The following is a 26171-nucleotide window of genomic DNA, read 5'->3' on the forward strand; positions in this document are numbered from 1 at the left end:
GGTAATCTAAATAATGATACGATATAATACCGTATACATTATATATGGAAGGGGCTTTATTTATGAAAAAAAAGATGTTTATCATAATATTAGGAATAGTCATCTTATCAGTAATTGCAGTAAGAAATATATTAAAGAAAAATCAAAAGCCTAATAAAGCTATGGTTCAAACTACAACTATTAAAAAAGAGGACATAGAATCTCATATTCAAGCAACTGGAAAGATATTTTCTATGGATAAAAGAGACGTAGTATCAGATGTAGAAGAAAAGATTGAAAAGATGTATGTACAAAAAGGTGACAAGGTAGAAAAAGGTCAAATATTAATGAAGTTAGAAGAAACCAATATTCGATATAAGATTAAGGATGCAAAACTTAGACTTTCTATGGAACAGGAAAATTTGAGACAATTAGAAAAACAAGGAAATACAGAACTTGAAATAAATTTGTCCAATGCAAAGATAAAGTATGAAGATGCTAAAAATGCATATGAGAGAAATAAAGAATTATATGAAGGAAGTGTAATTTCCAAGGTAGATTTAGATAAATCAAAGGATGAGATGGATCAGCAGTACAATGATTATATTCTAGCTGAAGAAAAACTAAAGAATTCTAACAATGAAAACTCAATTATTATTCAAAAACAAAAGATTGAAACAGCAAGATTAGAAGTGGAAAAATTAGAAAAGGATTTAGCGAAACACACAATAAAAAGTCCTATTACAGGAACAATTGTAGATACTAATATTTCAGAAAGTGGGATTATACGATCTAGTGTAGCTTTAATGTCTATTCAAGATATAGAGCATTTAGAAATTGTATTAGATATGAATGAATATGAGTCAAGTAAAATAGAATTAGGAGATTCTGTAAAGATTACAGGAGATTCCTTTCAAGGAAAAGTATATGAAGGCAAGGTGAAATATATAGGTTCCATTGCAAAACAGTCCAATGGAGGGCAAGGAAAGGAAAGTGTAGTAGAAATAAAAGTGGATATCCAAAATACTGATGAATCTTTAAAGCCAGGTTTTTCAGCAAAGGTAGATATTCTTACAGAGAAAAAAGATGGTGTGTTAACAGTTCCCTATGAGGCAATATTCACTAAAAAAGATGGAACAAAAGTTATTTTCACAGTGGAAGATGGAATAGTGAAAGAGAAGGAAATAAAAACAGGAGTAGAAAGTAATTTTTCCTTAGAGATTATAGGGGATGTAAAAGAGAGTGACGAAGTGATCTTGAACCCAACAGAAGAAATAACAGATGGGACTGAAATCATAACAAATAAGGTGATTTAATATGATTAAAATAGAAAATTTAAAAAAGATATATACAAATGGAAGTATATCTGTAGAAGCTTTAAAGAATATTAATCTAAAGGTGGAGGAAGGAGAATTTGTATCTATTATGGGACCTTCTGGTTCAGGGAAATCTACATTGATGAATATATTAGGGTGCTTGGACAAGCCGACAGAAGGTATTTATGAATTAGATGGTGAGAGTGTTCAGAAGATGAATGACAATCAACTTGCCATGATTCGTAATAGAAAAATAGGCTTTATTTTCCAATCCTTTAACTTGATCCCTCGTGTAAATGCTTTGAAAAATGTGGAACTTCCTATGATTTATGCTGGAATTCCTCCTAGAGAGAGAAAGGAAAGAGCCATAAAGGCATTGGAGAGAGTTGGCTTGAAGGAAAGGATGGGGCATAATCCTAATGAACTATCAGGTGGACAAAGGCAAAGAGTTGCTATTGCTAGATCCTTAGTAAACGACCCTTCTGTAATTTTTGCAGACGAGCCTACAGGAAATTTGGACACAAAATCTGGAAATGAGGTTATGGCCATATTCCAAGAACTTAATGCGGAGGGAGTAACTATTATAATGGTTACTCACGAACCAGATATAGCACAACATACCAAAAGAATGATTGTGTGTAGAGATGGACAAATCATAGAGGATAGACCTGTTGAAGGACAAATTATTCTTAACAAACAGGAGGAGAGAATATGAACATATTTGAGAGCATACAAGTATCCTTAAGTGCTATTCTTGCAAATAAGATGCGTTCCCTCCTTACTATGTTGGGAATTATTATAGGTATATCATCAGTTATTACAGTAGTGGCATTGGGAGAAGGAGGCCAAAAATTAATAGATAAGGAATTTGAACAATTCGGTGCAGGTCGTGCATATCTTTCTATGAATTGGAGTGAAAATCATTTAACGAAAGATTTACTAACCCATGATGATATAGATGTACTTAGGGATACTTTTCCAGATGATTTAGAAGCTATTGTACCTGGTGTTAATGAGCGAGGGAAGGTTAGAACTAAAAGTAAAAAATTTGATATAAAGCTTACTGGTGCAGATGAAAATTATATTAAAATAGAAAATGTAGATATAATAAAAGGTAGATATCTGACAGATGCAGATGTAAAGGGAAAAAGATCCGTAGCCATAATAGATAAAGGTATGGCATTAGATGCATTTGGAAGGACTGATATCTTAGGAGAGAGTATTGATATAGAGCTTGGAGAAAGCCAGATTTCATTGGTTATAATAGGAGTCTATGAAAAACCAAGAAGCAGTCTTCAAGGAATGGGAGAAAAAGGCCATGGGAGTATATTTTTACCCTATACAAACTTAGAACAAATGACGGGTGGAGGAGATAGGTTTTGGGATGCCCAGCTGAGTATTAGAAAAGGTATAGATACAAAGGCTGTTACAAATAAGATGATTAGTTTAATAGAAAGAAGACATGGAAATGAAGGGGAAAATAAGTATATAATTCAAACGGCAGAGGGAGAATTACAGTCTATAAATAAAATTACTGGAATTATAACAGTAGTTATCGGTGCTATTGCAGCTATTTCTCTTTTAGTAGGAGGAATAGGGGTTATGAATATTATGTTTGTTTCAGTTACAGAAAGAACAAGAGAGATAGGAACAAGAAAAGCTATAGGTGCAAGGAGAAAAGATATCCTATTACAATTCTTAGTAGAATCTGTTATTGTATCAGGAATTGGTGGAATAATTGGAACGATTATCGGAGTAGGTTTAGCCTTTATTGTTTCAAGTTTTATTAAGATACCACCTAGTGTATCTATAAAGACCATTGCTATTGCTTGGTTATTCTCAGCTGGAGTAGGCATTTTCTTTGGTATTTATCCTGCTAATAAAGCATCAAAATTGGATCCTATTGATGCCTTAAGATATGAATAGTATTATTAAACTAATAAATATCACCATTACAAACAATATATGTAGTGGTGATATTATTTTTTTGATAATTATATAACTATCCTAGACAATTATATATTATGGTGGTATTATATAATTAGTGGTAAGACCATTAAACCAACAAACCAATAAAGGGATTTATGATATGGAGGGAACTTATAAAATGGAGAAAAATAGAAGTACTAAAATATCAATTATAGGTGCAGGTGCAGTAGGAGCAACAGCTGCCTATGCAATAGTTATGGAAGGATTAGCTTCAGAATTAGTTATAGTAGATGTTAACAAGTCAAAAACAGAAGGAGAAGTCTTAGATTTAAGTCATGGTGCTGGATTTATAAAACCTGTAAATATTAAATCAGGAGAGTATAAAGATACTAAGGATTCTGATATAGTAATTATAACAGCAGGGGCAGCACAAAAAACTGGAGAGACTAGGATTGATCTTGTAAATAAAAATATAAAAATACTTGAATCAATAATTCCTGAAGTTGTAAAATATAGTCCAAACTCAATACTCTTGGTAGTTTCAAATCCAGTAGATATACTGAGCTATGTAGCTTATGAGTTATCAGGATTTCCAAAGGAACGAGTTATAGGTTCTGGTACTGTTTTAGATACATCAAGATTAAAGTATGAAATAAGTAAAAGGTTAAATGTAGATGCAAGAGATGTTCAAACTTATATTATGGGAGAACACGGCGATACAGAATTCCCAGTTTGGAGTCTGACAAATATACAAGGTATCAAAATTGATGAATATGCTAAAGAAGCAAATTGCAAATATGATGAAGATTTTAGATATGAAGTACATGAAAATGTTAAAAATGCAGCCTATGAAGTTATAAATAGAAAAGGTGCTACATTTTATGCCATAGGATTATCTATAAAACGTATAGTAGAGGCTATATTAGGTGATGAAAAATGTATATTACCAGTATCAGTGTTGATTGAGGATTATTACGGGATAAATGATATTTATCTTGGAGTACCAGCAATCATTGGAAGAAATGGTATTGATAAGGTATTAAAGATAAATTTAGCTGATGATGAAGTTCTAAGGTTAAAGAAATCTGCAAATGTTTTAGAAGGAGTATTAAAATCATCATTATCAGAAGATGGAATAGCAATATAATAAAAAGTCATCTTTATTTAATAAATAAAGATGACTTTTTATTATTTAGGACTCTAGTTATTCCTTGAAATAGAATAATTTATTAGGTAGAATATAGGGAGGAATTAAATTGAGAAAGGAAGAAATATTATGTTTACTCCAATTAAAAATACAACTGTTTCTGAGAAGGTAGTTGAACAAATTAAGGATATGCTTTCAAAGGGAAATTTAAATAAAGGTGATAGGCTGCCATCAGAGAGGCAAATGGCTGAAACCTTAGAAGTAAGCAGGTCTTCTGTAAGAGAAGCACTAAGGGAATTAGAAATGATGGGATTAATTGAATCTAGACAAGGAGAAGGAAATTTTATTAAAAGTAATTTTGAGGATATATTATTCGAACCATTTTCTACAATTTTTTTAATAAAGGAAAGTAATGCAAAGGAAATATTGGAACTTAGAAATGTAATAGAAAAAGGAACTGTAGTATTAGCCGCTGAGAGGATTACAGCAGATGAGTTGGAAGATATAAGGAAAATTTTAGATACTGCTGAAGACTTAGATTCGGAAGAAGAATTAGCAAAACTAGATATAATATTTCACTATAAAATAGCACAGGCAAGTAAAAATTTTCTTTTGCAAAGTATATTAAATGCAGTTTCATCCCTTATTGAGGCATCAATAAAAGATATAAGAAAAAACATAATGATAAAGGAGGAACATAAAGAAATAATAAAAAAACAGCATTTGGATATATATGAATCCCTAGAGTCACATAACCCCAAAATTGCTGAAAGGGCTATGTCAAATCATCTTGATTTTGTTAACAATGAAATGAAAAAATCTATAATATAAATGGCATCTTTATTAATAAGTAAAGGTGCCATTTTACTAATATTTAATATATATTTCAAGAAAAGATCTAAGAAAATATTTGCCCATATTCATAAATTTACGGTGAAATTATACAAAGAGCTTTAAATTATGATAATATACTAAGTATAGTATAAGAGAATGGATATTGGCATAATTAATAAAATGAAAATTCAAAAAAATTAAAGTGAAAAATGACATCAAAGGTTTTCTCATAAAATTTTACTTTATTACTAGATATAAATAAATCTATGTTATTAAAGATTAATTGACGTTCATAGAAGGACTTTTACCTCCATAATATAATATTTATATTACTTTAAATATAGAGGTGAAGACCATTTTGAAATTTGGGGTGAGAATTTTGAGTAAAGAGTTAAACGTATTTGTTCAGCAGTGTGCAGAAGCAATTGGTAACTCATTAGATGTAGAAGTAACGATTATAGATGATAATTATATAAGAGTAGCAGGTACTGGCAAATATAAAAAAGAAGTTGGTAAAAAGATACCAGAGTATTTTGTTTCTGCAAGTGTTATCAAAACTGGAAAGAGTTATATGATTGATAGTGCTAGGGATAATGAAATATGTAATAAATGCCAAGAGCATCATAATTGTGATGAAAAAGGTCATATAAATATTCCAATAAAAGATGGAAAGAAAATATATGGAGCTATTAGTATACTCTGTGTAAATGAAAAACATTTTAACGTTTTATTAAAAAAACAGAAATCATTGCAAAAATTTCTTAAAAATATAGGAGATTTACTTATATCCAAGTTTAAAGAAAATGAGTATGTAAAACAATTAGAATTAAATAATAGTCAATTTAATGTTATATTTTCTTCAATGAGCGATGGCGTATTAATGACAGATGAAAGAGGATTCATTATTAATTGTAGCGATGCTATAAATAAGTTGCTTAAATTATCTAAGAATAAACTATTAGGAAAAAATGTGAAAGAGCTTTTTCCTAATATAGAAATGGAACAAATTAAAAACAATGAGGATAATACTCAATTTATGGAGATTAAACTTAAAAATAGTAAGAAAATATTTTTAAGTTTAACGAGTCCAATAATTATTGATAATGTATTTAAGGGTTTAGTTATTGTATTGATGGAAGATACAAAGATTAATACTTTAATTTACAATAAAATGAATGTTCATCAGATTTTTACATTTCATGATATGATTGGTGAGAGTGAGGAGTTTACTGATATCATTGAAATGGGAAAAAAGGCAGCTGTTTTTGATTCGAATGTATTGATTTTAGGTGAAAGTGGAACAGGTAAAGAGTTATTTGCCAGATCTATTCACAATCACAATAAGCCTGCCAACAGTCCATTTATAGCTATTAATTGTGCAGCTATACCTGAATCCCTTCTTGAGTCAGAATTGTTTGGATATGAAGAGGGAGCTTTTACAGGGGCTAAACAGACAGGGAAACCAGGGAAATTTGAACTGGCAAATGGTGGTACTATTTTCCTTGATGAAATAGGAGATATGCCTCTACATTTACAGGCTAAGATTTTAAGGGTATTGCAAGATAGAACAATAGAGAGAGTTGGAGGTATTAATCCTATTCCAATTAATGTAAGGGTTATAGCTGCTACTAACAAGAATTTAGTAAAAATGGTGGAAACTAAGGAGTTTCGTGAGGATTTATACTATCGTTTAAATGTTTTTCATATAGAAATTCCTCCTTTAAGAGAAAGACCTAAGGATATTCCCTTATTAATAAATTATTTTCTTCAAATGTATTGTGATAAATTTGGAGTAAGAAAGAAAAAGATAGAACCTGATGCAATGGTTTTGCTTATGAATTATGAATGGAAGGGAAATATAAGGGAGCTGCAGAATACTATTGAATATTTATGCTGCATCTGTGAGGATGAAAAAATATATATAGATGATGTAAAGACTAAAATTCATTTTAATGATAATAATGATGATATAGTTATTCCTTTGGAAATAAATGAAGAAATAGAAGTCATTCCTATTAATGAGCTTGAAAGGAAAGAGATTAAAAAGGCATTAGATAAATATGGTTATACTACAGCAGGAAAACTTCAGGCAGCTAAGGCACTAAATATAGGTAAGTCAACATTATATAGGAAGATTAAAGAATATAATATGGATTTTTAAAATGAAAAGCCTTTTGAATTTCTCAATACGAGATAATTCAAAAGGCTTTTTTCTATTTATTTTGTAATAGAGAGAATAAATTCAATTCCCGAAATAGGAAATTTTCCAACTTTGGGAATGGAAAAGACTTAAAAATTCTCAAAATTGGAATTTTAGAATATATATATCCCTAAAAGCGGCATTTATTAGGGGAATATTGGACAATTTTATTGGCATGAGTTTTGCACTAATATAGTGCTAAAGAAAATAATAGGTAATAAAACCTTGAGTAATCTTAAAATAAAAATAAATATAAGTAGATTTCAATTAAACTTTGAATTTCAACTTTTTTATTTAGCTTTTAAAGGAGGTGTATTTATTAAAATCTTTTGAAATTCAAAGAACTAAAAATTACTTAAAGACAAGGAGATTTTAACTATGAAACAAGCAAATAAAGTAGAGAATATTCCTTTCTCACCTATTAGAAAAATATTTGATCAAGTAAATGTTTTAAAATCACAAGGAAAAGAAGTAATTAGTTTAGGAATTGGAGAGCCAGATTTTGATACCCCTACACATATTGTAGAGGCTATGTATGAAGCTACAAAAAAAGGAGCAACTCACTATACTCCTAATAAGGGAATTGTTGAGTTAAGACAGGCTATTGCTGATAAGCTTCTTGAAGATAATCAATTGAATTATACTCCTGAAGAGATAATATGTACCGTAGGAGTTTCTGAAGCTGTATATGTAGCTTTAAGTGCTTTTTTAAATCCAGGAGATGAGATTTTAATTCCCGACCCATCTTGGCTAAATTATGGGCATGTTACAACTCTTAACGATGCAAAGGCAGTTTATTATCCTATTACATCTGATAATAATTTTCAAATCAATGTAGAGGATTTAGAAAAAAGGGTGAGTAGCAAAACAAAAATCATTATTATACTTGACCCAAGTAATCCAACTGGAAGTGTTCTAAGTAAAGAAACCATAAATGAAGTAGCAGAATTTGCTAAGAAACATGATTTATTAGTAATATCAGATGAAATATATGAAAAGATTATTTATGATGATAAAAAACATTATAGTATTGCAGCCTTACCAGGTATGAGAGAAAGAACAATAGTGTTAAATGGTTTTGCAAAGGCTTATGCAATGACAGGTTGGAGGTTGGGATACATTGCTGCACCAGCAGAATTAATTGCACCTATGGCAAAAATACATTCATATATGGTAACAAGTGCAAGTTCAATGGTACAGTGGGGAGGAGTTGCTGCACTTAAAGGAACTCAAAAACCTCTCAAGGATATGGTTGAAGAATTTAAAATAAGGAGAGATTATGTACTTAATGAAATAAATAGTATAAAAGGGCTTTCTTGTATTAAGCCAGAAGGAGCTTTTTATCTGTTTGTAGATGTTAAAGATACAGGAATGGATGGAGAAAGCTTTGCCAAATATCTCTTAGAAACAGCAGGAGTCGCAGTTGTTCCAGGAACAGCTTTTGGAAGTAGGGCAACCCATGAAGTTAGAATTTCATATGCAACATCTTTAGATAATTTGGAAAAGGCAATGGCAAATATCAAGGATGCTTGTAATAAACTATCTATTTAGTATAAATAAGTTTGGTTTAAAAATATAAATTAAAATAATTTGAATGGAGTGGATAAAATGTTTAAAGGAATATATACACCTATAGTTACACCTTTTGATGCTGATGAAAAGATTAATTATGATTATATGAAACATAATTTGGAAAAATGGGGACAAACAGATTTAGATGGTATAGTAGTATTAGGTTCAAATGGTGAATTTGTTTATCTTAGTAAAGAAGAGAAACTAGAATTAGTAAGTTTTGTTAAGAAGAATTTTAATCCACAAAAGAAGATTATTGTAGGTACAGCTTGTGAGTCAACAAGAGAAACTATAGAACTTTCAAAAGAGATGGCTGACAGAGGAGCTGATGCAGTACTGCTACTGCCTCCAAATTACTTTAAAGGTAGAATGAAAGAAGATATATTATATAAATATTATACTGATGTAGCAGACGCAATTTCTATACCAGTAATGATTTATAATATGCCAGGCAATACAGGTATAAATCTTTCATCAGGATTAATTGCTAAATTATCAAAACATTCAAATATAGTAGGAATAAAGGATACTTCTGGTAATATAGTTCAGATTTCTGAAATTGTAAGAGATACAGATGAAGATTTTGCAGTATTTGCAGGAAATGCAGGGTATTTATTACCTGCTTTAGCAGTAGGTGCAAGGGGGGCTACATTGGCTCTTGCTAATATTATGCCAGAAGAATGTTGTAAACTGGTATCGCTATTTAAAGAAGGAAAATTAGATGAAGCTAGAGAACTACAGTTAAAATTAATAGAAATTAATTTTGCTGTTACGGGAAGATTTGGTATACCTGCATTAAAATATGCCTTAGATTTACTTGGATATAAAGGTGGTCATCCTAGAAGACCTTTAGTTCCACTTCCAGAAGAAAATCAAAAAATAATAAAAGAACTTTTAATAAAATACGGAGTTTTAAATCAATAAGAAGGATTTAATATTGTATAGATAAAAATTCATAACCTCAGTAGGCAGGTGTCTACTGAGGTTAATGAAAACCTAATGTACTAGGAGGAAGAGTTATGAAAAAGAAGAAACTTGGTTTAAGTGCAAAGGTATTTATTGGGTTTGGACTTGGTATTATCCTAGGTATTATATTCAAGGAAAAAGTACTAGTTCTTAAGCCAGTTGGAGATATGTTTCTAAGATTAATAAAGATGATTGTTGTACCATTGATTTTATTTTCTATAACTGCAGGTGTCTGTAGCATTGGTGATATGCAAAAACTTAAGAGAATTGGATCAAAGACTCTTTTATATTATCTTTTCACCACAACTTTAGCTGGGGGAATATCATTGACCATTGCAAATGTAATAAACCCAGGTAAAGGATTATCAGTGGAAGAAATAGTAGCTACTGAAACAGTATATGAGGCTGCAGCTACACCATCAGTTGGAGAGACAATACTTCAAATGATTCCAGATAATATTTTTACAGCATTTACAACAGGAAATTTAATGCAAATCATTGTATTTTCATTGTTTGTAGGCATTGCCATCATTATAATGGGTGATAGAGGAGTAAGAGTTCGTAACTTTTTTGAATCTGGAGCTGAAATTATGTATACAATTACGGGAATGGTTATGGAAACATCACCCTATGGTGTAGCTGCCCTAATAGCATGTTCCGTTGGAGCATATGGAATGAAAATATTTGGACCCCTTGCAATATTTATTGGAACAGTTTATTTAGCTTTAATTTCTGTTATCCTTATGTATGCAGTCATGCTAAAATTAATTGGTAAGGTATCCCTTAGACAGTTTTTTAGAAAGATTCCAGAACTTTGGTTAGTTACTTCAAGTACTACAAGTAGCTCTGGGAGTCTTCCTATTACACTTAATGTGGCTAAGAATAAGTTTGGTGTAGCTGAGGAGTTAAGCAGCTTTACATTACCACTGGGGGCTACAATGAATATGAATGGTGGTGTTTGCTTTTATGCAGCAAGTGTTATATTTGTTTCACAGATTTACGGAATAGAGTTATCCTTTACACAGCAGGCAATGACTGTGCTAATGGCAACCTTAGTATCCGTAGGAGCACCAGGAATTCCAGGTGGAGCCATAGTAATGTCTACTATGTTGCTTTCAACAATGGGTTTACCTTTGGATGTTGTTGGAATGATAGCGGGCATCTTCCGTCTTATTGATATGGGAACAACAACAATCAATGTAACAGGTGATGTTGTTAGTACAATTTGTATAGCACGTGGTGAGAATATGATAGATTACTCAGTATATAATGACAGTACAGCAAAAACTACTATTGGTGTAAGTAAATAAATATGTAATATACAAAGTAATTAGGCTTTTTTAAGAAAATGGTCTTGAATGTATTTTATCTATTAATAAAAAAATCCTTCTATTTTTATAGAAGGATTTTTGTGGTTAAGATTATTATAGTAGAAAGAGAAAATAATTATTGTTTAAATAAATATAAGTTGACAAATTAAATAAGATAATGTAATATTTAAATATAATCAATTGAGCTAAATTTAATTTACATAAATCATTTTGTGAAAGGAGAAAAATGAGTAAATACGAAAAAATAAAATTAGATAATCAAATATGCTTTCCACTATATGCTTTATCAAGAGAAGTTATTAAATTATATAAACCAATACTTGATAAGTATAATCTAACATATACTCAATATATAACCATGTTGGTAGTATGGGAAGAAGAAAAAATTATATTTAAAGATTTAGGCAAAAAATTGCATTTGGATTCAGGAACACTTACACCTGTAATAAAAAGACTAGAGGAAATGGGGCTGATTATTAAATACAGAAATAAGGAAGATGACAGAGTTGTAACTATAGAATTAACGGAAAAAGGAAAACTGCTTAAAGATAAAGTAATTGAAGTTCCAGAAAGAATATACTGTAAATTTAAAGGGAAAGAAGAAAATCTTATATTATTAAAAAGGTTATTAGATGAGTTATTAAGTGAATATAATTAGGATAGTTAAACTTTAAAAGGAGGAATAAAATATTATGAAGATTTATGATTTTTTAGTAAAGAATATAGATGGTGAGGAAGTATCCCTAGAAGATTATAAGGGAAAGGTTATGCTAATAGTCAACACTGCAAGTAAATGCGGCTTTACACCTCAGTATAAGGATTTACAAAGACTTTATGATGAATATCATGAAAAAGGATTTGAAATTTTAGGATTTCCATGCAATCAATTTATGGAACAAGAGCCTGGAGGGGCTGAAGAAATCAAGTCTTTCTGCAGTCTTAATTATGGGGTAAGTTTTCCAATGTTTGATAAGATTGATGTAAATGGCAAGCTTGCTCATCCATTATTTAAATATCTAAAGGAAAATGCTCCATTTAAAGGACTAGATATGGGGAATTCTACCAATAAGATTATAGATAATATACTAAAAGAAAAATTTCCTCATTTTTCAATGGGAAACGAAATAAGATGGAATTTTACAAAGTTTTTAGTTGACAAAAATGGAAATATCATAAATAGATTTGAATCTTCCGTAGACCCTATGGATATTGAACCATATTTACAGGAAATATTATAGTGAAAACTTCTATAAATAATTATTAAATTTAGATACAATTTAATAAAGTTAAATTTAAAAGGACTTTAAATTACAGGTTTTAAAGTCCTTTCAAATTCTTATCATAAGGTTTAAAATATAATATAGCAAAAAATATTTTATAAGATATTGTGATTTAATATATATTTAAAAATGATTACCTTGAAGATTATTTAGTATATGGTGTATAATATCCATATGTTTATAAATATACTATACAGGGGTGACAGTGGATATAATCTAAAAGTTTTAATAATATAGGGGGATTGATTCTTGGAAACAATAATTTTAATAATAAAATCAATAATATTAGGTATTGTGGAAGGGCTGACTGAATTTTTACCAGTTTCTTCTACGGGACATTTAGTTATATTTCAAAATTTAATAGGTTTTAAAGGAACAAATTTAAGTTATGTTGAGATGTATACATATGTTATACAATTGGGAGCAATATTAGCAGTAGTTATTCTTTATTGGAATAAGATAAAAGAAACCCTTATAAACTTTTTCCCCCAGAAGGTGGGATATGAAAAGTCTGGTTTTAGATTTTGGTTTATGATATTTATAGCATGTATTCCTGGAGGAGTTTTTGGAATATTGTTAGATGATTTGGCAGATAAATATTTATTTAATCCTGTAACTATAGCTATAACTCTATTTTTTGGTGGTATATGGATGATATATGCTGAGAAGAAATTTAGAAATAAAAGGGGCAAAGGAAAAGGATTAAATGTTACAGCAAAACAAGCTATTACAATCGGTTTATTTCAATGTCTAGCCATTATTCCAGGAATGTCTCGTTCAGCTTCAACTATCATAGGTGGATGGGTGGCAGGACTTTCCACTATTCAGTCTACAGAGTTTTCATTCTTTTTAGCTATTCCTGTTATGGTAGGAATGAGTTTTTTAAAGATATTAAAGATTGGAGGAATAGCTATTCTTACAATTCCAGAACTTATTTCTTTAATAGTAGGATTTGTAGTATCTTTTATAGTAGCACTGTTTGTGATCAATAAGTTTATCTCATATTTAAAGAAAAAACCTATGAGAATATTTGCAGTCTATAGAATGGTCTTTGCAGTGGTAGTATTAATAGCAGGATTTGCAGGAATATTTCACTAAGATATATTTGTTTAATTATGGGGATGAGGTAATTGATTACTTTATCCCCATACATTTATGGAAAATTACACAAAGAACCTTAAATTATGATAATATACTAAATATAATATAAGAAAATATCAAGTAGGTGATAAAGTGACTGAGCATTACATTGCAGACTTCCAAAGTATTGTTGATATTATGAATGAAGAAATTATATTTATTGAAGAGTCAACATCCATTGAGATCACTTTAAGAGAAATGCTTATGAATTCAAAATATGAAGTAGTTATAGTAAAAAGTTATGATTATAAGAATAATTATAATAATATATTGGGAGTTATAACAATTTCAGATATAGGTAGATTAGTTAGGGATAGAGTAAATTTAGATGATAAAATTGGGAATTGGATAAATAGTAATGTAGTAACTATTAGTATAGAAGAAAATATAAGAACAGCAAAGATTCTTATGAAAGAAACTGGTACTGAAAGATTATTGATTTTAAGAGATAAAAAGTTAGTTGGTATGCTTACACCTTTAGAGTTATTTAGACATCAAGATTTAAGAAAAGATGAAATAGAGCTTCAATTGAGGCTTATATTAGGCAATCTTCATGAAGCAGTCTGTGTTATAAATACATCTGGTATAGTTACATTTTGGAATGCCAGTTCCGAAAAACTATATGGTATAAAGACAAAGGAAATAGTAGGCTCTCATATAGAAAAATTCTTTCCCAATGCCTTACTCCTTAGAGCTTTAAAGGAAAGGAGAACCTTTGAAAATTTAAAGCATAGACCTAAGGATGAATCCGATGTCATAATATCTGCTATACCCCTTATATATAAAGGGGAACTAATAGGAGCAGTATCTACTGATAGGGATCTTAATGAAATTACAAATTTATATATGGAATTAGATAGAGAAAAGACAAAGGTAGAAATTTTAAAGCAACAAATGAAAGAAATAACCCAGGATAAATATTTCTTTGGTAAGATTATCGGTAAATCTAAGGCATTAATAGATGCTATGACTATAGCTAAACAAGTAGCTAGAACAGATGCCAGTGTACTTATAACGGGAGAAAGCGGCACTGGGAAGGAAGTATTTTCAAGGGCAATACATCAAGAAAGTGATAGAAAAGGAGATTTTATCCCAGTAAATTGTAGTGCTATACCCTCAAATCTTTTGGAATCCGAATTATTTGGATATGTGGAAGGTGCCTTTACAGGTGCATATAAAAAAGGCAGAGCAGGAAAGTTTGAATTAGCCAATGGTGGAACTTTATTTTTAGATGAAATTGGTGATATGCCTTTACTTATGCAGGCAAAGCTCCTTAGAGTATTGCAAGACGGTATAGTTTATCGTGTGGGAAGTGGAAAACCTATTAAGGTAGATGCAAGAATAATTGCTGCAACAAATAAAGACTTATACCAACTTATGGAAGAAGGTAAGTTTAGAGAAGACCTTTATTATAGACTAAATGTAGTATCCATAAAGATACCTCCCCTTCGAGAGAGAAAGGAAGATATACCTGAACTTATAAATGATTTTATTGCAGAATTTTCAGAGAAAAATAATAAGAAGGATATTCAGATATCTCCTGAAGCTATGAAAATATTATCTGATTATCATTGGAAGGGCAATATAAGAGAGTTGAAAAATACGATTGAAAGATTGGTAATTCTATCAAAGGATCATATAATTGAGAGTAAGGATATACCTGCAGAGATTATAAGTAGTATGAATATATCCCCTTTTATAGCCTTAGACATAGATAATTCATTTGATTTAAAGAAGGCAGTAGAAAACTTTGAGAAAAATATAATCATAGATGCCTTAGCCACAGTAAAAGGTAACAAGGCTCAAGCAGCAGAATTGTTGAATATAAAAAGATCCACCTTATATTATAAACTGGATTTATATAATTTAACTTAATATACTAAAGTAGATAAATTAGTAATAGAATGTCAATTAACTGACATTTGGATACAAAAAACTGACACTAGATTTTGCTACTATTCTATGGCAATAAAAAATGATAATATTAGTATTAATATGTATAAAATTTGTCAATCACTAAGTTCGTATAAAATTTATCTATAGTATATAAGAATTTCACAAGTCTAAATTATGTCAGATATCTGACATGATTTAGACTTGTTTTTACTTTTAAAGAAAAATATGTAATAAATAAGAAAATAAATTGTAGATTGAATAACCTTTATTTTTATTTAGAACATTGTATAAATCAGGCTTAGGACATTGTGATTTATAATAAATAAGTTTTATGCAATAAAAATATTGAAATCATAAGATGATGGCATAATAGTTGCATAATAAATATTAGTGAATGACAAATAGATAATTATCAACATTTATTGTTGGGAGGGGAAGGAATGGCATTATATCGAATTCCACTAAAGCAACATGTAGGTGCTCCTTGTGTGGAAGTTATAAAAATAGGAGATAAAGTATTAAGAGGACAATGTATTGCAGAGCCAAATGGTCTTGGAGCTAAAATACATTCTAGCGTAACTGGTAAAGTTATAAATATAACAGATGAATTCATGGAAATTGAAGGGGAGATTATAAACAAAGAAGATTATGTAAAGATAAAAAAATGTAAATCCATATCAGAAACTGCCTATGAAGCAGGTATAGTAGGAGCCGGTGGAGCTGGATTTCCAGCTTATATAAAGCTAAAATCAGAAATTCCAGATGGAGTTGTAATTGCCAATTGTGTAGAATGTGAACCTATTTTAAACCATAATATAAAACTCTTAGAAGAAAATCCTGAAATAGTCATAAAAGGATTACGATATGCTATGGAAGCTACAAAGGCTCCAAAGGGATATATAGCAATAAAGGCAAAAAATCAAGCTGCTATTTCTTCCTTAAGGAAAGTAATTGGTAATGCAAAGGATATTGAAGTAAAAGAGCTTAAAGATATTTATCCTATGGGTGAGGAAAGGGCAATTATCCATGAGATATTTGGTACATGGCTTACTCCAGAACAGCTGCCTATTGAGGCTAAATCTGTAGTTATGAACGGAGAAACCTTAGCAAACCTTACAAGAGCAGTTGAGGATTTAAAACCTGTAATTGATAAAGATATTACAGTAGGTGGAAAGTTAAAAAGTGGTAAAGAGGCAAATGTTTTTTTTCAAGTACCTATAGGAACTCCCATAAGTATACTTATTGATAAATGTGGAGGAATTGATGGAGATTATGGTGAGGTAGTAATAGGAGGACCATATACAGGAAAAGCTGGAGATATTCATAATTCTGTAGTTACAAAAATATCTGGTGGTGCCATAGTAACTATTCCATTGCCAGAATATAAAGGACCAATTGGACTTCTTGTATGTGCATGTGGTGCAGATGAAGTTAGACTTAGAGATATAGCTGAAAAAATGAAGTCAGAAGTGGTTGCAGTAACAAAATGTAAAAATGCTGTAGAAGTTAGAGGAGTAAATAAATGCTTAACCCCGGGAGATTGCCCAGGACAAGTTCAGGGAGTAATGCATCTTAAGAAAAATGGTGCCAAGAGGATTTTAATATCAAATTGTAGTGATTGTACAAATACGGTAATGTGTTGTGCTCCTAATATGGGAGTACCAGTATATCATCATACAGATCATATATTTAGAACAGTTGGTCATGAATTAACAAGAAGACTTCCCATGGAGGAGAAAAAATAAATTAAGGAGGCGTGAGTATGTCAATAAGCATTGAAGAAGCACAAAAATTAAAAAATGAATTTGCTGTAGTTTGCTGTAGAACAGAAGCGGGAACTATAATATCGGCAGATAACCTAGAAGACCCAAATATATTTCCTGATCTTATAGATTCAGGACTGCTTTCAATCCCAGAAAATGTTGTTAGAATAGGACAAGTTATTGGAGCTAAGATTTTAAAGACCATTGACTCATTAACACCTATTACTTCTGATATAGTTGAAGGATTAAAAGAAATGGAATTATTAGGTGCAGATATAAATAATCATGAATTAACTGAACCAGATAAAAAGGCAGTTTTCAAAAATAATATGAAAACTGGAGACATAATAGGAGTGGCTGATTTAGAAGCTCCAATGAATTTTGAAAAACTTGAGGATTCACTTCTTATTAAACTTGATGAAAGTGTATTAACAAGAGGTGAAGTTATTGGAGCAAAATTGAAACAAGATGTACCAGCTTTAACACCTGTTATCCCAAATATGTTGGAAGGATTTGATGTAGAAGAAACTTTAGTATCACCAATTACAAATGAAGTGGCTGGTGGAGTGCTAAAAATAAAAATTGCCGAAGGCAAAGGAATAGATATTGAAGTTCCCTTAGGAAAATATTTTCCATCATTACCAGTGGTAGAACAGACTGGGAAAAAAGAAATTGCCGAGGAAATAGTAAGGGAAGTTCCTCCTAAGGAAGTTAGAAAGCTTATTAAAAAGCATTTTCAAATAGATGAAGTTAAGTTTGGATTAGAAACAAAAATTGAAGGAACTACTCTTTATATTAGAGAGAATATTGATGAAGATGCACTAAAGGTAGATGAACTAGTTAGGAAAATAAAAGTTGAGATTATTACTCCTGATAAATATAATATGTATTCAGAAACCATAATGGATGTTCAACCTATTGCTGCAAAGGAAGAAGGAAGTAAATTAGGAACTGGAATAACTAGGGTACTTGATGGTGTAATTATGATGGTAACTGGAACCGATGAGAATGGAGTTCAAATTGGTGAATTTGGTTCATCAGAAGGTATTCTTGAAGAAAATATAATGTGGGGAAGACCTGGTGCTCCTGAAAAAGGAGAAATATTTATAAAGACTCAGGTAACAATTAAAGAACATACCAATATGGAAAGACCAGGTCCCCTTGCAGCTCATAAGGCTACAGATTTTATTACACAAGAAATTAGAGAAGCTTTAAAGAAACTAGATGAGTCTTTAGTAGTTTCAGAAGAAGAATTTGTACATCTAAGAAGACCTGGGAAAAAGAAAGTTGTAATAGTTAAAGAAATCATGGGGCAAGGAGCTATGCATGATAATTTGATACTTCCAATGGAACCAGTTGGAGTATTGGGAGCAAAGCCAAATGTTGACCTTGGAAATGTTCCAGTAGTTTGTTCTCCATTAGAAATATTGGATGGAGCTATACATGCACTTACCTGTATAGGACCTGCAAGTAAGGAATGTTCAAGACATTACTGGAGAGAACCTCTTATAATAGAAGCACTCCGAGATGAAGATATAGATTTATGTGGAGTTATATTGGTTGGTAGTCCTCAAATTAATTCTGAAAAATTCTATGTATCTCAAAGAGTGGGGATGACTGTTGAAGCTATGGATGTAGATGGTGCAGTAGTAACCACTGAAGGATTTGGAAACAACCATATTGACTTTGCCAGTCATATAGAGCAAATAGGTATGAGAGGAATATCAGTAGTAGGTGCATCTTTCTGTGCAGTACAAGGAGCATTAGTAGTTGGAAATCAATATATGACTCACATGGTAGATTTGAATAAAACAGAAGCAGGAATTGAAAATGAAATACTTGGATGTAATACTTTAACACAGGATGATGGTCTTAGAATATTGGCTATGCTAAAAGCTGCAATGGCTGGAGAAGAAGTATTGGCACCGGAGAGAAGTTGGAATCCAGAAATAAAGGAAAATAATTTACAGCTAATAGAAAAAACTCTTAAGAAGGAAATAAAGAGGCAAGATAATGAAACATCACTTCCTATGAGTCAAAAGAGAAAGGAAAAATATAGTTAGAATTTAGGTGTAGATATGAAATATATTGATGAAGTAAGATATTTAGAAGGTATAATAGTTGAAATATCTGATGGTGCTGTAGGTATAGATTTTAAAGGGAGAATGGGATTTTTAAAAATTCCAATGAGAATGTTAATTACGGACTACCCATTGGAAATAGGGCAAGAAGTTGGTCTTAATATGAGTTATATAGAAGTAATAAGTCCAGTGCCTAATGATAAATATGTCAGTAATTTAGATAAAAAAAGTAATAAGGAGGTATAGTAATGACCATGACAGTAGTAAGAGGGTTACAGTCTGAAATATATGTACCAATTACACCACCGCCAGTATGGACTCCTGTAACTAAAGAATTAAAAGATATGACTGTTGCATTAGTTACAGCAGCTGGTGTTCACGAGAAAAAGGATAAGAGATTTAATCTTGCAGGAGATTTTACATTTAGAGAGGTTAGGGATACAACTCCTTCAAGTGAATTGATGGTATCCCATGGTGGTTATGATAACGGAGATGTTAATAAGGATATCAATTGTATGTTTCCAATAGATAGATTACACGAACTTGCAAAGGATGGTTTTATAAAATCCATAGCACCTGTACATATTGGGTTTATGGGTGGAGGAGGAAATCAGGAGAAGTTTAAAAATGAAACAGGGCCTGAGATTGCAAGAATATTGAAAGAAGAAGGAGTAGATGCTGTACTAATGACTGCAGGCTGAGGTACTTGCCACCGCTCTGCCGTGATTGTGCAGAGAGCAATTGAGGAAGCAGGCATACCAACAATAATAATAGCTGCCCTTCCACCAGTAGTAAGACAAAGTGGTACTCCTAGAGCAGTGGCTCCTTTAGTACCTATGGGTGCCAATGCAGGAGCACCTCATAATATAGAAATGCAGTATAATATTTGTAAGGACGCTTTATTAAAGTTAGTAGAAATTGATACAGCTGGTAAAATAGTTCCACTTCCATATGAATATGTGGCAAAGGTTTAAAGGAGGTAAATAATGAAATTTTCTAACAGTTTACACGCTATTGATTCCCATACAATGGGAGAACCTAATAGAACTATAATTGGTGGATTACCAGCCATATCTGGAAGGACTATGCCAGAGAAAAAGGAATATTTGGAAAAGCATTTAGATTATATAAGAACAGCTGTAATGCATGAACCAAGGGGACATAATGATATGTTTGGCTCTATAATTACTACACCTACTTTACCAGAAGCAGATTTAGGTATAATATTTATGGACGGCGGGGGATATCTAAATATGTGTGGACACGGAACCATTGGTGCTGCCACCATTGCAGTAGAAACTGGAATGGTAAAAGTTACTGAGCCAATTACAGAAATAGTACTAGAAGCTCCTGCTGGATTAGTTAAAGCTAAAGTAAAGGTTGAAGATGGAAGAGCCAAGGAAGTATCCGTAGTTAATGTTCCCTCATTTTTATACAAAAAGGATATTCAAGTGGAATTGCCTGATGTTGGAAGGGTTACATTTGATATCTCCTTTGGAGGAAGTTTCTTTGCCATAGTAAAAGATAGTGAATTGAAGGTTAATATTGGACCTGAGAACACTAATATAATAATAGAAAGAGCCATGAAATTAAGGGATATTATAAACAAGGAAATTGAAGTTAAACATCCAACACAAACACATATAAAGACAGTTGACTTAGTAGAGGTCTATGGCAAGGCTAAGAGTGACGATGCAGATTATCAAAATGTAGTTATTTTTGGCTCCGGTCAAGCTGATAGGTCACCATGTGGCACTGGTACAAGTGCAAAGATGGCAACATTATATGCTAAGGGAGAACTAGGTATTAATGAACCTTTTGTATATGAAAGTATAATCAAAACTAAATTTAAAGGTAGAATTCTAGAGGAAACTACAGTTGGTGAGTTTAAAGCTATAGTACCTGAAATAACTGGTTCTGCTTATATAACAGGATTTAATCATTTAGTAATAGACGAAGAAGACCCAGTAGGATATGGTTTTCTTTTGAAATAAAATTATAATAATTATTTAACTTGGTGTGATAGTAGAAAGCTCCATATCAATTTACTAAACAATTGGTCGAAGCAATATAAAGTAATTAAATAAATTTGAAGCCTTGCGAGTTAAAATACGTTATATTGTCAACTGAATTGTTTGCTGTTTCTTGAAGGATGAACTCATGAATTATGGAATTGGTGAATTGCCGATTTATGAGTAGTGATTGCATATTGTAATCTTTTAATATCAGAATCATTATCCATCATAGGATTTTAGATATAAAGATATTATATAAGAAAGATTTAATATATAATATTCTTTCAATCTATGCCATGGACTAATCATCTTTCAATATCAATGAAGCTCTCTACTATCACGCCAAGTTATTTTATATTTTTATAACTGATGGAAAAGTTCTATTTTTAAGAAAGACCATCTGTCAATGTTCTCTTAAAAGTCTTTCTTATATTGATTTATAATATCTTCACAACTATCAAGGTAATTGAATTTTGGACTAAACTCAACGGATTCAAGACTCATTGCCATATCAATTCCTTCAGATATTCGGTCTGCAAGATAATTGTTTGTCTTAATTTTTTCAGATAAAGGAATTGTATTATATATTATTGTAGTAATTACTTCTGCCTCATAAATATATGGAGTTTGATTTCCTTCCATATTAAAGGCATAGCCTGTTCTCTTTTCCTTTGTTTTTTTATTCTTTCTATTTGCAAGGGGGCGTAGATATGTTTCTGAAAATCTTCTAAGTAATTTGGCATATTCCAGTGCTGAATCTAAGTTCATATTTTTAGTTTCATCAATTTTTATTTTTAAGCTTTTCTTAGCTTCCGAAATACTTTCTGCTAACATGGCTTTTTCAAAAAACAAATCTTCTAATAGTAGAGTTAATTGGGGGATATCTATTTCTGTATCATCTTCAAATTCCACCTCTATAGTTTCATCAAGAGCATCCTTATAAGAAGCAGATTTTTTATGAATTTCTGTTATGGAATATATTTTAGAATCCATACCGTAATTTGATAGATATATTAACTCTTCTATGGTTCTATCGAGAAAATTAGCGTATCTTCCAGCTTCTTTCATAGTCATTTTATTCATAACTATCACTCCTATTCTGGTTTTATATAGTTTAATGGTTAATATAATTAGAATACCATAATTTAGTATAAATACAATTACAAGGAGATTACACCATTATTACAATCATATGACACACTAGGGCATGTTGATTGTTAAGATTAGATATGAATTATAGATTGCCAAAGCCATTTCAATACAAGTTAGGTTTGAACTACTATTGATAAATAGTTGACAAATACTTTTCAGGTTGATACTTTATATTCATACTATACAATATGATAATTATAAAAATAAGAGTCAGTATCTTGAAAGTACAATAAGAAATATAGAAAGACTAATTAAATTAATAGAATTCAATGCTGATGATAAAGAAATTGATAAATTAGTAAATGAACTTATTGAAATGCAGAATGATATTCTTGAAAATCCTTTAGATGCCCATAAAACTAAACCTTTTTATCTGAAATAATAGTTTTTACTTCTATAACAGGATTTAACCATTGGTAATTCATCATCTTCATAATGTGATGTTTTTTATTTTAAATATGACATACTGCTGTCAGGTTATAAGGGCTATACTAAGTCTATAATTAATAATAAAAATAATTTTAGAACTTTTATTTATCCAAGAAAGAACTAAGTATAATAAATGAATAAATTACATGGGCTTAAATTGTATTAAAATATAAATGAACAATATTTATGGAAGGAAAAGGGATTATAGTCATGAAGTATATTCCAGCGAAAACAATAATTTCAGGTTATACTGCTAAAAATAATTGGTTTGATATCAATTATAATATGAATATATATAAAGGATGTTGTCATGGCTGTATTTATTGTGATAGTCGTAGTGAATGTTATGGAATAGATAATTTTCATGAGGTTAGGGCAAAGGATAATGCATTAGTTTTAATTAGACGTGAACTTAAATCAAAACGCAGGACTGGTGTAATAGGTACAGGAGCAATGAGTGATCCATATAATCCCTTGGAAAAAGAACATTGTCTAACAAGAGGTGCTTTAGAGCTAATTAATGGTCATGGTTTTGGTGTTTCAATTGCAACGAAAAGTAATTTAATTACAAGGGATTTAGATATTTTAAAAGAAATACAAAAACATTCTCCTGTATTAGTTAAAATTAGTATAACAACTTATGATGATGAACTATGTAAGAAGATTGAACCTAATGTAGCAGTGTCATCCAAAAGATTTGAAGCAATTAAAGAACTTACTAAAGAAGGTATATTTGTAGGTATATTACTTATGCCAGTATTACCATTTTTAGAAGATAATGAAGAAAATATAAAGGGAATAGTGGAATTAGCCTATGAAAGTGGTGCAAAATTCATATATCCTGCATTTGGAGTAACATTGAGACAAAATCAAAGGGATTGGTATTATAAAAAACTTGATGAAGAATTTAAAGGTATAAAAGAGAAATATATAAATTGCTTTGGCAATAATTATAGTTGTTATTCTCCAAGAGCAAAGGTATTATGGAAATTATTTAAAAAAGAATGTGAAGGGTTTGGCATATTCTATAAAATGGAGGATATTATTGCTGGATATAGAAAGCCATATATTAATAGTCAACTTTCCTTCTTAAAATAAAATATTTACAATAATATAAACTTTATTGGTATTGAAAAACCATGTGCTAAATATATTTCAGCCTAATTTTAGGCTGATTTTTTCTTATCTTACAAAACTGTATGATAATTGTAAGGTAAAACGATGGTTATTGTTATATACTTTCGGTATAATTAAATTATAAATAAAAAAGGATGAGATAAAATGAAAAATTTTATAAATAATTTATTTTATATTGTAATAGCCTATAATTTAATTACTGTTGGTGGTATAACAGGAAAGGAAGCTTTTTATTCTATAGGTGAAGATAAGAAAAGATTGAATAAAAATAATGCTATAAAAACAATATTAGCAATATTTCTTAGTATAAGCATCTTAGCCATGTCTATGATAACACCTATTGTTTTAAATGGATATGAAATGTATAAGGAAGCAATAAATAAAAAAAGCTTAGATTATACTATTGAAGAAATTAGAGGACAAAGTAATTTTATATCATTAAATAATATATCAGATGAATTTTTAAATTTAGTATTAAAATCTGAAGACCATAGATTTTACAAACATTCAGGTTTTGATTTTATAGCAATAGCAAGAGCTATGTATAACAATATAAAAGCAGGTAAAATTGTGCAAGGAGGTAGTACAATAACTCAGCAACTTGCTAAAAATTCATATTTTTCTTTTGATAAAAAATATGAGAGAAAAGTTGCAGAAGTATTTGTTGCCAGAGATTTGGAAAGAAAACTTACTAAAGATGAGATATTGGAATTGTATTGTAATGTAATATATTTTGGAGAAGGTTGTTATGGAATAAAAGATGCTGCTAAATATTATTATGGAATAGAAGCAGATAAATTAACATTAGAGCAAGCTAAGGCATTAGTTAAAACTTTAAAAAATCCAAATAACTATAATCCAAAGAAGATGAAATTAGTTCAATCATAAGAATTTATAAATAATAATTATTTGTTTCTATTAAATATAATTTAATAAATAGTTTGTAAACAAGAAGGACTTTATTATGATTTTAAAGTCCTTCTTGTTTATATTTTAAAAGGTTAATATAAATAAAGCTTTTTTATTACCTTATATTTTCTGGTATATCATTCAAAGTTCTTTCTTCAGAATATAACTTTATACTATCTTTAAAAGTGCTTTCAAATTCTTCTCCTTTTTCATGAGAACCAGTTCCTATTTCTTGAGTTTCTTCTTCAAATCCCTTAAAGTTTACATTGATAGTGTCGAAATCCTGTCCTTCCCTTAAAGAAATAAAGTTTATATCCACTCCGTCTGTTATTTCTCCACCTTGAGAGCTTCCATTATTAAATTGAAGTATTTTAACCAGTGTGCCTAAAACAGGAACTTCTTGGAGAGTATTTGCAAATGATGGAGAAATATTTATGCTTAGAGTAAATATTCCAATTGCTTTATAAAGCCGTGTTTTTACTGTACTTAAAGGAAGTTCTAAAATTTCGGCTATTTCTTTTAATTTTAAGTCTTGGGAATATCTGAGTATTATTACAGTTTTATATATAGGTTCTAATTTTTGTAAAGCTTCCTTTAGATCAATATTTTCTAAAGTATTACTTTGTTCGTCATTAAATCTATCTATAGTCTGATTATCTAAATATAAGATTCTTTTAGATTTATTTATGAAATTTATTGAACAATTAATAACTATACGGACAAGCCATGTATTAAAATATTCGGGATGCTTTAACTTATCTATTGATATATAAGCTTTATATACTGAATCACCAACTATATCAAGTGCATCTTCCTCATGATGTACATAACTATATGCAATTCTATATAAATCTTCTTTTTTGCTATTTATAAGGAAACCGAAACTTTCATCATCTCCCTTCATTGCTTTAAGAACTAAATCTTTCAGTGAAATCTCCTCCTTGTAAATAAAATATGAGCTCATTTTTATTATTCACCTATTAGACAATTGTATATGGGAAAAAGTTTTATTAAATTTATTTTTTATATTTATGGATGTAATATATTATGAGAATATAGAATTAAAGTTAAGGTTAATCCTATCCTATTTATAAA

Annotated in this window: 24 protein-coding genes; 22 read left to right on the forward strand and 2 right to left on the reverse strand. The window is 30.3% G+C overall.

All coding sequences use genetic code 11. The features are described from left to right. The first annotated feature begins 62 nt into the window (after positions 1 to 62). The 19 genes from BUB33_RS03370 to BUB33_RS03460 all read left to right on the forward strand — a co-directional run bounded on the left by BUB33_RS03370 (position 63) and on the right by BUB33_RS03460 (position 21428). On the forward strand, positions 63 to 1295 hold the full coding sequence (locus tag BUB33_RS03370; protein WP_072973144.1) for an efflux RND transporter periplasmic adaptor subunit: 1233 nt from the start codon (positions 63 to 65) through the stop codon (positions 1293 to 1295). A gap of 1 nt (position 1296) precedes the next feature. Continuing rightward, the gene (locus BUB33_RS03375; protein WP_072973145.1) at positions 1297 to 2010 is read left to right on the forward strand and encodes an ABC transporter ATP-binding protein; all 714 of its coding nucleotides are present in this window, start codon (positions 1297 to 1299) and stop codon (positions 2008 to 2010) included. Beyond that, positions 2007 to 3221 carry an ABC transporter permease gene (locus tag BUB33_RS03380; RefSeq protein WP_072973146.1) on the forward strand — a complete coding sequence of 405 codons (1215 nt, stop codon included), beginning with the start codon at positions 2007 to 2009 and terminating at the stop codon, positions 3219 to 3221. Before BUB33_RS03375 ends, BUB33_RS03380 begins: the two co-directional genes overlap by 4 nt. Before the next feature lie 181 nt (positions 3222 to 3402). After that, entirely contained in the window at positions 3403 to 4371 is a 969-nt protein-coding gene (locus tag BUB33_RS03385; protein WP_072973678.1) for an L-lactate dehydrogenase, read from the forward strand. Positions 4372 to 4500: 129 nt separating this feature from the next. Continuing rightward, entirely contained in the window at positions 4501 to 5202 is a 702-nt protein-coding gene (locus BUB33_RS03390) for a FadR/GntR family transcriptional regulator (RefSeq protein ID WP_072973147.1), read from the forward strand. Positions 5203 to 5584: 382 nt separating this feature from the next. After that, complete coding sequence (locus BUB33_RS03395) at positions 5585 to 7366, forward strand: sigma-54 interaction domain-containing protein (protein ID WP_143154881.1); 1782 nt, start codon at positions 5585 to 5587, stop codon at positions 7364 to 7366. Between the two features lie 417 nt (positions 7367 to 7783). Then, positions 7784 to 8956 carry a pyridoxal phosphate-dependent aminotransferase gene (locus tag BUB33_RS03400; protein WP_072973148.1) on the forward strand — a complete coding sequence of 391 codons (1173 nt, stop codon included), beginning with the start codon at positions 7784 to 7786 and terminating at the stop codon, positions 8954 to 8956. A 57-nt stretch (positions 8957 to 9013) separates the two neighbouring features. Then, positions 9014 to 9901, forward strand: a complete 888-nt coding sequence (gene dapA / locus BUB33_RS03405) for a 4-hydroxy-tetrahydrodipicolinate synthase (protein WP_072973149.1) — start codon at positions 9014 to 9016, stop codon at positions 9899 to 9901. Between the two features lie 95 nt (positions 9902 to 9996). Continuing rightward, positions 9997 to 11253, forward strand: a complete 1257-nt coding sequence (locus tag BUB33_RS03410; RefSeq protein ID WP_072973150.1) for a dicarboxylate/amino acid:cation symporter — start codon at positions 9997 to 9999, stop codon at positions 11251 to 11253. A gap of 247 nt (positions 11254 to 11500) precedes the next feature. Then, positions 11501 to 11932, forward strand: a complete 432-nt coding sequence (locus BUB33_RS03415; protein WP_072973151.1) for a MarR family winged helix-turn-helix transcriptional regulator — start codon at positions 11501 to 11503, stop codon at positions 11930 to 11932. 34 nt (positions 11933 to 11966) lie between these two features. Beyond that, the gene (locus tag BUB33_RS03420; RefSeq protein ID WP_072973153.1) at positions 11967 to 12512 is read left to right on the forward strand and encodes a glutathione peroxidase; all 546 of its coding nucleotides are present in this window, start codon (positions 11967 to 11969) and stop codon (positions 12510 to 12512) included. Positions 12513 to 12803: 291 nt separating this feature from the next. Then, a complete protein-coding gene (locus tag BUB33_RS03425) occupies positions 12804 to 13652 on the forward strand; it encodes an undecaprenyl-diphosphate phosphatase (protein ID WP_072973155.1) in 849 nt (282 codons plus the stop codon). Between the two features lie 135 nt (positions 13653 to 13787). Continuing rightward, on the forward strand, positions 13788 to 15569 hold the full coding sequence (prdR, locus tag BUB33_RS03430) for a sigma-54 dependent transcriptional regulator PrdR (RefSeq protein WP_084725117.1): 1782 nt from the start codon (positions 13788 to 13790) through the stop codon (positions 15567 to 15569). A gap of 461 nt (positions 15570 to 16030) precedes the next feature. Next, a complete protein-coding gene (gene prdC, locus BUB33_RS03435) occupies positions 16031 to 17335 on the forward strand; it encodes a proline reductase-associated electron transfer protein PrdC (RefSeq protein ID WP_072973157.1) in 1305 nt (434 codons plus the stop codon). 17 nt (positions 17336 to 17352) lie between these two features. After that, positions 17353 to 19416, forward strand: coding sequence for a D-proline reductase (dithiol) proprotein PrdA (gene prdA, locus BUB33_RS03440; protein ID WP_072973159.1), 2064 nt, complete (start codon positions 17353 to 17355; stop codon positions 19414 to 19416). Positions 19417 to 19431: 15 nt separating this feature from the next. Then, on the forward strand, positions 19432 to 19680 hold the full coding sequence (locus tag BUB33_RS03445; protein ID WP_072973162.1) for a CBO2463/CBO2479 domain-containing protein: 249 nt from the start codon (positions 19432 to 19434) through the stop codon (positions 19678 to 19680). A gap of 2 nt (positions 19681 to 19682) precedes the next feature. Next, positions 19683 to 20135, forward strand: a complete 453-nt coding sequence (locus BUB33_RS16970; protein ID WP_072973164.1) for a glycine/sarcosine/betaine reductase selenoprotein B family protein — start codon at positions 19683 to 19685, stop codon at positions 20133 to 20135. Between the two features lie 21 nt (positions 20136 to 20156). Further along, entirely contained in the window at positions 20157 to 20408 is a 252-nt protein-coding gene (locus tag BUB33_RS16975; RefSeq protein ID WP_072973167.1) for a proline reductase, read from the forward strand. Between the two features lie 12 nt (positions 20409 to 20420). Beyond that, positions 20421 to 21428, forward strand: a complete 1008-nt coding sequence (locus BUB33_RS03460; protein WP_072973169.1) for a proline racemase — start codon at positions 20421 to 20423, stop codon at positions 21426 to 21428. Positions 21429 to 21863: 435 nt separating this feature from the next. On the opposite strand, the gene BUB33_RS03465 is transcribed toward BUB33_RS03460, so the two are convergent. Next, positions 21864 to 22532: a hypothetical protein gene (locus tag BUB33_RS03465; protein WP_072973171.1), complete on the reverse strand. Its 669-nt coding sequence runs from the start codon at positions 22530 to 22532 to the stop codon at positions 21864 to 21866. Positions 22533 to 22761: 229 nt separating this feature from the next. Between BUB33_RS03465 and BUB33_RS03470 the strand changes: the two genes are divergently transcribed. The 3 genes from BUB33_RS03470 (at position 22762) to BUB33_RS03480 (ending at position 25055) form a co-directional block, all read left to right on the forward strand. Continuing rightward, a complete protein-coding gene (locus tag BUB33_RS03470) occupies positions 22762 to 22983 on the forward strand; it encodes a hypothetical protein (protein WP_072973174.1) in 222 nt (73 codons plus the stop codon). 257 nt (positions 22984 to 23240) lie between these two features. Next, entirely contained in the window at positions 23241 to 24128 is an 888-nt protein-coding gene (locus BUB33_RS03475; RefSeq protein ID WP_072973176.1) for an SPL family radical SAM protein, read from the forward strand. A 183-nt stretch (positions 24129 to 24311) separates the two neighbouring features. Next, positions 24312 to 25055: a biosynthetic peptidoglycan transglycosylase gene (locus BUB33_RS03480; RefSeq protein ID WP_084725121.1), complete on the forward strand. Its 744-nt coding sequence runs from the start codon at positions 24312 to 24314 to the stop codon at positions 25053 to 25055. 136 nt (positions 25056 to 25191) lie between these two features. Here the strand turns inward: BUB33_RS03480 and BUB33_RS15675 are convergent, their stop codons facing one another. After that, entirely contained in the window at positions 25192 to 26040 is an 849-nt protein-coding gene (locus BUB33_RS15675; RefSeq protein WP_084725123.1) for a sigma-70 family RNA polymerase sigma factor, read from the reverse strand. Between the last annotated feature and the right edge of the window lie 131 nt (positions 26041 to 26171).

This window comes from Tissierella praeacuta DSM 18095, assembly GCF_900128955.1.
GTDB classification, from domain to species: Bacteria; Bacillota; Clostridia; order Tissierellales; family Tissierellaceae; genus Tissierella; species Tissierella praeacuta.